Annotated in this window: 12 protein-coding genes; 5 read left to right on the top strand and 7 right to left on the bottom strand. The window is 68.4% G+C overall.

The annotated features are described in order from the left end of the window. The coding region (locus ACESK5_RS17845; RefSeq protein WP_372912934.1) for a PQQ-binding-like beta-propeller repeat protein at positions 1-900 on the top strand (900 nt) is incomplete at its 5' end. Between the two features lie 6 nt (positions 901-906). Here ACESK5_RS17845 and ACESK5_RS17840 read toward each other — a convergent pair. The 4 genes from ACESK5_RS17840 to ACESK5_RS17825 all read right to left on the bottom strand — a co-directional run bounded on the left by ACESK5_RS17840 (position 907) and on the right by ACESK5_RS17825 (position 2,730). Beyond that, positions 907-1,284 (bottom strand): helix-turn-helix domain-containing protein, encoded by a 378-nt coding sequence (locus tag ACESK5_RS17840; protein WP_372912933.1) that lies wholly within the window; start codon positions 1,282-1,284, stop codon positions 907-909. Positions 1,285-1,409: 125 nt separating this feature from the next. Then, a complete protein-coding gene (locus tag ACESK5_RS17835) occupies positions 1,410-1,661 on the bottom strand; it encodes a hypothetical protein (protein ID WP_372912932.1) in 252 nt (83 codons plus the stop codon). A 51-nt stretch (positions 1,662-1,712) separates the two neighbouring features. Then, a complete protein-coding gene (locus tag ACESK5_RS17830) occupies positions 1,713-2,402 on the bottom strand; it encodes a DUF5828 family protein (protein WP_372912931.1) in 690 nt (229 codons plus the stop codon). A gap of 100 nt (positions 2,403-2,502) precedes the next feature. Continuing rightward, positions 2,503-2,730, bottom strand: a complete 228-nt coding sequence (locus tag ACESK5_RS17825) for a hypothetical protein (protein WP_372912930.1) — start codon at positions 2,728-2,730, stop codon at positions 2,503-2,505. Positions 2,731-2,843: 113 nt separating this feature from the next. Between ACESK5_RS17825 and ACESK5_RS17820 the strand changes: the two genes are divergently transcribed. The 3 genes from ACESK5_RS17820 to ACESK5_RS17810 are packed head-to-tail and all read left to right on the top strand — an operon-like array spanning position 2,844 to position 4,409. Continuing rightward, complete coding sequence (locus tag ACESK5_RS17820) at positions 2,844-3,320, top strand: DUF4385 family protein (protein WP_372912929.1); 477 nt, start codon at positions 2,844-2,846, stop codon at positions 3,318-3,320. Between the two features lie 46 nt (positions 3,321-3,366). Continuing rightward, positions 3,367-3,762, top strand: coding sequence for a cupin domain-containing protein (locus ACESK5_RS17815; RefSeq protein WP_372912928.1), 396 nt, complete (start codon positions 3,367-3,369; stop codon positions 3,760-3,762). After that, positions 3,759-4,409, top strand: coding sequence for a hypothetical protein (locus ACESK5_RS17810; protein WP_372912927.1), 651 nt, complete (start codon positions 3,759-3,761; stop codon positions 4,407-4,409). The genes ACESK5_RS17815 and ACESK5_RS17810 overlap by 4 nt, the downstream gene beginning before the upstream one ends. A 224-nt stretch (positions 4,410-4,633) precedes the next feature. Here the strand turns inward: ACESK5_RS17810 and ACESK5_RS17805 are convergent, their stop codons facing one another. The 3 genes from ACESK5_RS17805 to ACESK5_RS17795 all read right to left on the bottom strand — a co-directional run bounded on the left by ACESK5_RS17805 (position 4,634) and on the right by ACESK5_RS17795 (position 7,856). Next, positions 4,634-6,451 carry a carbon starvation protein A gene (locus ACESK5_RS17805; RefSeq protein ID WP_372912926.1) on the bottom strand — a complete coding sequence of 606 codons (1,818 nt, stop codon included), beginning with the start codon at positions 6,449-6,451 and terminating at the stop codon, positions 4,634-4,636. A 140-nt stretch (positions 6,452-6,591) separates the two neighbouring features. Continuing rightward, positions 6,592-7,557 (bottom strand): ArsA family ATPase, encoded by a 966-nt coding sequence (locus ACESK5_RS17800; protein ID WP_372912925.1) that lies wholly within the window; start codon positions 7,555-7,557, stop codon positions 6,592-6,594. Between the two features lie 2 nt (positions 7,558-7,559). Continuing rightward, complete coding sequence (locus ACESK5_RS17795; protein ID WP_372912924.1) at positions 7,560-7,856, bottom strand: hypothetical protein; 297 nt, start codon at positions 7,854-7,856, stop codon at positions 7,560-7,562. Between the two features lie 141 nt (positions 7,857-7,997). Between ACESK5_RS17795 and ACESK5_RS17790 the strand changes: the two genes are divergently transcribed. Then, positions 7,998-9,524 carry an amidase gene (locus ACESK5_RS17790; protein ID WP_372912923.1) on the top strand — a complete coding sequence of 509 codons (1,527 nt, stop codon included), beginning with the start codon at positions 7,998-8,000 and terminating at the stop codon, positions 9,522-9,524. The last annotated feature ends 169 nt before the right edge of the window (positions 9,525-9,693 follow it).

Below are 9,693 nucleotides of genomic sequence, written 5' to 3'. Positions count from 1 at the left end.
CGGGAGGCAGCGGGGGTCGCACCCACCGAAGTCGCCGGGTCGCCGGCCGTCACCGGGTCGGACAGCGTCCTCGTCGCCACGACGTACGAGGGTGGACCGGACGGACGCGGCGGGCGCGTCGTCGGGTACGACACCGCGACGGGCCAGCGGCGCTGGGAACTGACGCCGGAGGGGCGGTACGCCTACAGCGTGCGCGCCGCCGACGGGACGGCGTACCTCCGCACGTCGAACGAGTGTCTGGCGGTGTCGGTCACCGACGGGACCGTCGAGTGGCGCCGCGGTGGGTTCGAACCGCTGGCGTACGAGCGGTTCAACGTCCACGAGTCCGACGGTGTCGGTGTCGCGCCCACCGTCGTCGGCGGCACCATCTACGTCCCGGACAGGAACCGCCTGCGCGCGCTGTCGGCCGCCACGGGCGACGAGCGGTGGGCGGTCGACCTCCCGTACTGTCTCTCCGGACCCGCAGTCGCGGACGGCCGGGTGTACGCGCGGGGGTACTCCAGCGAGAGCAGGACCGTCGCGCTGACGGTGGACGGCGAGGAAGAGTGGCGCGCCCCCGTCGGCGGACTGGCATCCCCCGCGGCGAGGGCGGAGACGGTGTTCGTCGTCGACGGCGACGTCGTCGCGCTCGACGCCGCCACGGGTGACGTCCAGTGGCGGTGGGACCTGCGGACGGACGTCGTCCGCGCGTCGCCCGTCGCGACCGAGGGGGCGGTCGTCGCGCTCGGAACGCGCTCGGCGGCGCTCCACCGCGAGCGTCCCCGGTTCGGCACCGGGTCGCGCGTGCTGTGGACGCTCCCGTCGGAGACGACCGAGACCGTCTCGCCGGCCGTCGGCGCCGGCCACCTCTACGTGGTGAACCCGTTCACGGACCACCTCGTCGCCTACACCGGGCAGTAGTCGGCGTCAGGCCCCCTCGGGTCCGAACTCGTCGATGCGTTCGTGGACCGTCTCGGCCCACGCGTCCAGCGCGTCGTGGAGCATCTGCTTCGCCTCGGGGAGCGGCGTCGCCGTGTACTGGTAGACGTACCCGCCGGGGTCGAGCAGCCGACGCTGTCGGCTCGCGAGACCCTTCTCCATCAGCGTCGTCAACGACCGGTTGACGTTGCTCCGGTCGCGGTCGAGGACCTCGGCGAGTTCGGCGACGGTGCTCCCGGGGTTGTTGAGGAGCACGAGGTAGGTCCGGCTCTCGTGGTCCTGGATGCCGAACACACACGAGAGGACGTGCTGGAACCCGGGGTCGTCGGTCTCGAGGAGATTGGCCATGTCGGGGGAGTCTGCCATACAGCTACGAGATAGGGAGCCGTGATTAAACCTCCTCGTGGGGGTGTGTGTGGGCGGCGCACAGGCGACTGGCCGCCGTGTCGCGTGGGCCGAAGGGCGAAGAGTGAAGCGTGAGGGAGTGGCCGTCAGTCGTCCGCCGGTTCGCTCCGGGCGTAGCCCATCTTGGTGATACAGGTCCGCATCTCCTCTTCGTCCTCGTGTTTGTGGAGCGTGGTCGGCGTGTCACAGTAGAATATCGTCCCGTCGTGACGGAGCGTCACCTCGTACGTCCCGCCCATCATCTCCGTCGTGACGACGATGCGGCGTCCCTCCTGGAGCGCGGAGAGAATCTCTTCGGTGGTCAGTTCGCCTGAGTCGATGCGGAGCGGCCCTGGCATGTGTGTGGAGAGGCAGGTGTGTGATAAAAAACTGCGGCGCGGTGCGGCGGGTCAGTTCGTCGTCGACTTCGACTCGGGGTCGTTCCGCGGCGCTTCGACGCCCTCTGCGGCCTCGGCGGTCGTGGTGTCCTTCTCGGTGTCGATGTGCCAGCGGTCGACCTCGTCCTCGTACGCGGTGAGTCGCTCCGAGACGGCCTCCTTGAGGTCGTCGTCGTTGACGTTGACCTCGAAGACGAACTCGACGTCGTCGCCCGTGCCCCGGGTGACCCGCTGGACGTTGGCGCTGACGAGTTCGTTGTCGAAGTAGTACGGCGCGAGCTGCGTCATCACCTTCCGGTAGACGGTGTTCTCGACGGTCCGGAGCGCCTTCCGGCTCGCGGAGTCGGCGGCGCGCTTGACGTAGTCGATGGAGTCCTGCCAGCGCTCGACGGCTCCCTCGTTGTCCCCCTCCTCGACCTTCTCGTACGACTCCGAGAGCTTTCGCCCGGCGCTCTGGAGGTCCTCCTCAGGCTTCTTCCCCGCCTTCTCGCCCTCCCCCTCGGCGACGCTCGCCTGCGCCGCGGTCTTCTCGTTGACGTCCTGCGAGAGCCGTTCGTGCGACTTCGGTCGCCAGTCGTCCCACTCCTCGAACGCCTCGCTGTCGACGCCAGCGTCGCGGAGCGCGCGGGTGATGCGCTCACCGTGCTCGACGATGTCGCCCCACGAGCCACGGTGTTTGAACCCCGAGATGCTCTCTTCCATTGCCTATCCAGTTACACAGTGGTTGCTTCGTGAAAAGCGCTCCGCGGGAAGCGGTGACACGGTTACGGGTCGTCGCACCGACCGGGGACCGACCACCCACTCACCGGCTACCGTAGGTGAGTCGGGTCGCTGCCTCGTCGAGTCGCCGCTTGACGCCGGCGAGCCACGCACCCGGCGAGACGGCCCGGAGTTCGCGTTCGTCGACCTCGATGCGCGCCTCGCCGAAGGGGTCCCGCGACCGGGAGTCGCCGTCGTCCTCGTCCCGTGAGAGCCCGACGACGGACGACATGGCACAGCGCCCGCACGCTTCGGTCTGCTTTCCACCCATACCTCCCGATGGGGACGCGTCCACATTAAAAACGGTGATAGTGCGGGGGCGGCGCACACACGTCGCGGCCGACCGGCCAGCAGACACATCGGCCGGCACACCCACGTACCGGTATGTCGGACGGTCCGAACGGCGGCGGGGACGACGCGGGCGACGGCCCGGCGTACGACGTCGACTTCCGGGCGAACCCCGAGGCGTACGAGGTCGGACGGGGCGAACAGGGGACGTTCGAGGTCCAGCCGTACAAGGAAGAACTCCTCCCGCTCTGGGACGTCAAGACGCTCGACGGGGCGGAGACGGCCGCGCGGGCGCTGTTCGAGCGGTTCGAGGAGTACCGGGCGGAAGACGACTTCGTCGGGATGGACGTGGCGCCGAAGTACCTCCAGATGGGGTGGACACGGAGCCTCCGCTACGCGAAGTATCCCGGCGGGAAGAAGTACGAGGACGACGGCACCGAGAGCGAGCCACAGCAGTGGTACGACGAGGAGAAGTACGAGCTATCGCAGGTGTACCGGTCGTCCCTCGACCGGGTGGAGGCGGACGACGCCTACACCGACCAGCGCGCCGCGGGGAGAGAGCAGCACGGATAGCGGCGTCGTCAACGGTCTTTTATCGGATTGTCACCTCTGACCGGGTATGGGATACCGCGTCGTCGACCCAACAGAGGTCGAACCCGTCCCGGACCGGCCCTGTGAACTCCGCCGCGTCTCCGAGGCAGCCGGCCTGTCGCAGCTGGCGGTCAACCGATTCAGCGCCGACCCCGGCGAACAGCTCCCGCTCGCGTACCACTACCACGACGAGCAGGAGGAGCTGTTCTACGTCGTCGAGGGGACGCTCGCGGTAGAGACGCCGGAGAGGACGTACGAGGTCCCCGAGGGGTCGTTCTTCGCCGTCGAACCGAAGAGCCCACAGCGGGCGTACAACCCGGACGATGCCGGCGGGACGGTCACCGTCGTCGCCGTCGGTGCCCCGGCCGTCTCGGGCGACGCACACGCGTACGAAGGCGACTCGGAGGGCGAGACGGACGGATGACGACCGACGAGGAGCGGCGGGAGGCGGCGCCCCCGACGGGAGACGCGGACGACCCCGGCCTGGCGGCGGCCGACGACGGTGACGGAGCCGACGTCCCCGACTGGGACGACGAGTACGTCGACCGGGTGTCGGACCGGGTCATGTTCAACTACGACCTCGAGAAGGACGTCACCGTCCAGGGGGAGCCGTTCACGCTCGAGGGAGAACTCCGGATGGAGAGCCACAAGCAGTTCATCCACCCCGCTATCACCTACGGTCACCAGCACGCGTACGAACACCTCTTTCTCACCGCCCGCGGCCCAGTCCGCGTGAGCGACCTCGAGCGGTTCGTCGACCTCGGCCACACCCTCGCCGACGAGTGGGTCGACGCCGACGAGGAGCATTACGCGACCGACTTCACCTTCGTCGCCGTCACCGACGACATCCCGGACGACGTCCGCGAGTACGTCGCGTCGTTCGAGGACCGGACCCTCCTCAAGTACGGCTACCACGGCCACTACGAGGTCCACCTGGCCGTCGTCGACCCCAGGGGTGAGGACCTGGTCGTGAGCCGGAACGCCGACGTCGCCGACGCGCTGCGGACGTGGGAACCCATCGAGTCGAACGCCGGTCTCGTGTCGCGTCTCAAACGCCGCCTGTTCGGGTGAGCGGTGAAACCGGCGGAGCTGACGGGACGGACCGAGCGGGGGGACGATGCGCCGACACCGGTTCGTCTTCGGTCTCGCGCTCGTCGTCACCGTCGTCGGTGTCGTTGCCGTCGTCTCGACCGGCGAGTCGGTCCCGACGGCACGGCTCTTCGCGGGCGTGACCCACCAGCCGCGGCGGCGCTCGGCGGTCGAAGAGAGGGGAGAAGTCGAGCCGCGGGGAGTCCTCAGTCGTCGGACGGCTCGCCGCCGTCGGCGACGGCCGGTCCGGTCGACCGTGCCTTGCGGACGTTCGAGATGCCCATGTAGGCCAGCGAGAGCGCCAGACCGACGAGGACGAGTGCGATGACGATCTGTACCGCGGACGACGCCATCGCGACGGTCGTCGCCTCCGCCATCCACGCGTCGTTGAGGAACTTCTGGTAGAGGTTCTGGTAGAACGCCAGATACAGCAGCGCCGTCGTCGTGACGGCGAGCATCAGCGCCATCGGCGCGCCGGTGCTGATGAGCTGTTTGGAGTCGTCCCAGTTGGCGAGCCAGATGGTCGCGACCAGGAGCGCGAGCGCCGCGAGCGTCTGGTTCGCCCCGCCGAACAGCGGCCAGAGATCTGCCCACCGGCCGGAGGCGACCAGAACGTACGCGGGCGCGACCTGCAGGCCGGCGTTGACGTAGCGGTTCGCCGCGACCTCCTGTACCTGCGTCTCGGGTGTGCCGACGATTTCCTCGAGCATGTACCGACCGAGGCGGATGGCCGTGTCGGTCGACGTGAGCAGGAAGCTCACGAGCACCAGCCCCATGAACGGCGCGGCGAGCGACTCGGGGATGCCGAAGCCGATGTTGAGGATGAGGCCGCCGCCGGTCGCGAAGTTCGGCAGCGCGAGGCCGATACCGCCGCCCGCCGGCACCTGCGCGTAGACGGCGACCGTCACGATGGCGACGGTGGCGAGCAGGCCCTCTCCGAGCATGCCGCCGTAGCCGATGGTGCGGGCGTCGGTCTCTTTGTCGAGTTGCTTCGCCGTCGTCCCCGAGGAGACGAGCGAGTGGAACCCGCTGATGGTCCCACAGGCGATGGTGACGAACAGGATGGGGAACAGCGGGAGTCTCGTGTCGACCAGCGCCCCGCCCCAGAAGCCCGCGTAGGCCGGGACGTTCACCGTGAGCTGCTGGCCCGCGCCGGTGAGCGTGCCGACGATGACGGCGAGCAGCGTCCCGCCGACACCGGCGTACAGCAGGCTCGACGTGAGGAAGTCACGCGGCTGGAGCAGCACCCACACCGGGAGCACGCTCGCGACGAAGCCGTAGATGAGGACCACTGGAATCCACATCGCGATGTTGGCGCTCCCGAGCACCGGCGGGAGGAAGCCCTCGGCGAAGAGCACCATCGTCCCGGCGGGGTAGTCGCCGGGGACCAGCGCGATGGGGAACTGCGCGCCGACCCACACGCCGGCGAACACCATCGTGACGAACGCGACCGTTCCCGGGAGGAACGGCAGGTTCAGCTGGTAGAGATAGACGCCGAACACCAGTGCCAGCGCGATGTACACCAGCGAGGCGGTCGCCGCCTGCGGGTACGCGTTGAACACGACGGCGATGACCAGCGCGAAGACGGCCGCGACGAGGATGATCGTGAGGAACGCGAACCAGAGGATCATGTTCTTGCCGCGGTCGCCGACGTACTCGCCGATTATGTAGCCGATCGACTTGCCCTCGTGGCGCATGCTGGCCGAGAGGGACATGAAGTCGTGGACGGCACCGAACAGCGGGTTCCCGATGGCGACCCAGAGGAACGCCGGGACCCAGCCCCAGACGACCGTCGCGGTAATCGGCCCGACGATGGGTGCGCCGCCCGCGATGCTCGAGTAGTGATGCCCCAGAAGTACCGGCTTCTTCGCCGGGACGTACTCCTGTCCGTCCTCGTACTTGTGCGCCGGCGTCTCTCGGCTGTCGTCGAGTTCGACGAACTGCGAGAGGTACCTCGAGTAGCCCAGATACCCGATACTGAACGTAACCAGCGTCAGTACCACCAGCGTGATAGCTTGTACCATGTGTAAGCCCCATTTTTGACCATGAGAAATTCACTATTTAATAGTTCGGATTTGTTACCGACACGCACAGCCGATATGGTATCTCCAGAACGGCCGAAATTACCCCATTCAGACGGTCACGACGGCGTTTCCGTCGAGACTCACGCGGTCGGTTCGGCCTCGACGTCGATGGCCAGTTCCGCGGCCACGTCGTCGAGCAGGTTCCCCTTCACCTCGGCGACCCGCGTCTCGATCTCCGCGACGAGTGGCTGGTCGAACTCGGTGCGGAGGGTGTCGAGCCGTTCGCGTTCGGTCTCGACGCGGTCACGGAGGAAACGCGCCCCCCGCCCCTGTTCGTCCGGGTCGGGTTCGGGAGTGAGTCGGTTGACTGCCAGCCCCTCCACGGAGAGGCCCGCGTCGAGGAGGTTGTCGACGGCGCGCGACGTCTCCCGGAGGGAGAGTTCGTCGGGGTTGACGACGAGGAAGAACGCCGCCCGGTCTCTGAGCGCGCTCCCCGCGAACTCGAACAGTTCCTTGCGTTCCTGGAGGCGCGCGATGATCGGGTCGCCCTCCATCATCCGTCGTGGCTCGTTGTTGCCGATGGCGGCGCGCTCGAACAGTTTCACCGACTGCTTCCGCTTGTGCATGAGACGGTCGATCCACCCCTCGAGGAGGCCCGGCAGGGACAGCAGACGGAGCGTCCCGCCCGTCGGTGAGGTGTCGAAGACGACGCGGTCGTAGTCGTTGTTCCGCATCACGTCGATGAACCGGTCGAACAGCGCCGACTCGTAGGCGCCGGGCGTCTGGTGTGCCATCTCTATCTGTCGGTCGATCTCGTTGACCATCGCGGGACTCACTTGGTCGCCCATCGCGCGCCTGATCTCCATGAGGTGTCGCTGCACCTCCTCGTCGGGGTCGATCTCCATCGCGTCGAGGTTCGCGACGCCCTCGACGGACGTGGGGTCGTCGGAGAACTGCTGGTCGAACACGTCCGACGTGGAGTGGGCGGGGTCGGTCGAGACGACGAGGGTGTCGACGCCCGCGCGGGCACACTTGAGCGCGTATGCGCTCGAGACGGTGGTCTTGCCGACACCGCCCTTGCCGCCGAAGAAGACGAACTCGCGCATGGCTAGAAGTGGTACTGCTGGCCCTTCCGTTCGAGGAGCGACCCGCGGTCCCACATCCGCCGCTCCCACGCCTCGAACTCGTCTTCCAGATACGGGAGGAGTTCGGCGGTGTAGTACGACACGGGCGAGGGAATCCCGAAGGCGTCGGGGAAACACGCCAGCATGAAGGTGTCCTCGATGTCCTCGGCCTCCTTCTCGATTTTCTCGTACGCCGGGTGCGAGACCATCCCGTGATAGAGGCCACGGGCCCACCGCTCGGCCCAGACGAGGAAGGCGTCGATGCGCTCGGCGAGCGTCATACGCCGACAGTCATCAAAGACCGGGCAAAAACGTGTCGCTCGGTGCCGGTCGTGCGTCGGCGACGGACGGCCGGGGGACGCGGACGGAACCGCCCGACGGCAGGGCTTATGTGTGGACGGGCTGATATGTTACGTGGTACCATGTCAGAGCAGCCACCGAACGTGCAGCCGCCGACGCCCGAGGAGATTCGCGAGAAGGCCGCCGACCACCACATCGACCTCACGGACGAGGAGGTGGCGGACTTCGCGAACGTCATCCCCGACGTCCTCGCGGGCTACGAGCGACTCGACGAACTCGTCGACCCGCGGCCGCGCATCGAGCACACCGACCGTGACCCCGGATACAAGCCGGGCGTCGAGGAGGACCCGCTCAACGCGTTCGTCACGAAGTGTCGCGTCAGCGGGGCCGACGACGGCCCGCTGGCGGGGTACGAGGTGGGCATCAAGGACAACGTGGCCGTCGCCGGCGTAGAGATGACGCTGGGCTCGAAGCTGTTCGAGGGCTACGTCCCGACGACGGACGCCACCGTCGTCACTCGTCTGCTCGACGCGGGCGCGACCATCACCGGGAAGCTCAACATGGAGGACATGGCGTTCTCGGGGAGCGGCGAACTGTCCGCGACTGGGCCGGTGCTGAACCCCCGCGACGAGGACCACATCGCGGGCGGGTCGTCGAGCGGGAGTGCGGCCGCAGTCGCGTCGGGCGACGTCGACGTCGCGATCGGCGGCGACCAGGGCGGGTCCATCCGCATCCCCGCGTCGTGGAGCGGCATCGTCGGCCACAAGCCGACACACAGCCTCGTCCCCTACACGGGAATCGTCGGCCTCGGGCGGTCGTTCGACCACGCGGGGCCGATGGCGTCGTCCGTCGAGGACTGCGCGCGCGTCCTGAACGTCGTCGCCGGGAAGGACGACCGGGACCCGCGACAGGGAGTCGTGCCCACCGACGACTACGTCGGTGCGCTCGACGACGACCCCGAGGCCGTCACGGTCGGCGTCCTCGCGGAGGGGTTCGGCCACGAGGAGAGCGACCCCGGGGTCGACGAAGCGGTCCACGGGGCGCTTGACGAGTTCGCGGCCACCGGGGCCGAGGTGCGGGAGGTGTCGCTCCCGATGCATCTCGACGGCCTCCCCATCTGGAACGCGATCGCGATGGAGGCGACGGCCGCCACGGTCCGCAGTGAGGGCGTCGGCCACTACGGGAAGGGCTCCTACGACACCCAGTTCGCCGACGCGTTCGGCCGCGCGCGGCGCGCGCAGGCCGACGACTACGTCGCCACGCTCAAGCTGACGCTGGTGCTCGGCCAGTACCTCGCCGACGAGTACCGCAGCCACTACTACGCGAAGGCACAGAACCTGAGTCGAGAGCTGGCCGGCGCGTACGACGACCTGCTCGCGGACGTCGACGTACTGGCGATGCCGACCACGCCGCAGACGGCGCACGAACGCCACCCCGAGCTGTCGCGGGTGGAGGCCATCGACCGGGCGCTGAACATGCTCCCCAACACGGCCCCGTTCGACGTGACGGGCCACCCGGCCGCGTCCGTTCCCTGCGGGACCGACGACGGCCTCCCGGTCGGCCTGATGCTCGTCGGCGAGCGGTTCGACGACGCGACGGTCCTCCGGGCCGCACACGCGTTCGAGCAGCACGTCGGGGGTGGACACTGACACCGTCGGGAGCGACCGCCACCACGGTCGGAGACGCGCGCCACCACCGTAGGGAACCAGCGCCGACCTCCCCGGTGAACATCCCCGCATTTGAAGACGGGGCCCGTGTGAGACCTGCACATGGCAGGCGCCGACGACATCCCGGTGACGATACTCTCCGGCAGTCTGG

Origin of the sequence: Salinigranum sp., from assembly GCF_041641895.1 — an archaeon.
GTDB lineage: Archaea > Halobacteriota > Halobacteria > Halobacteriales > Haloferacaceae > Salinigranum.
This window is presented reverse-complemented; position numbering and strand designations above follow the sequence as displayed.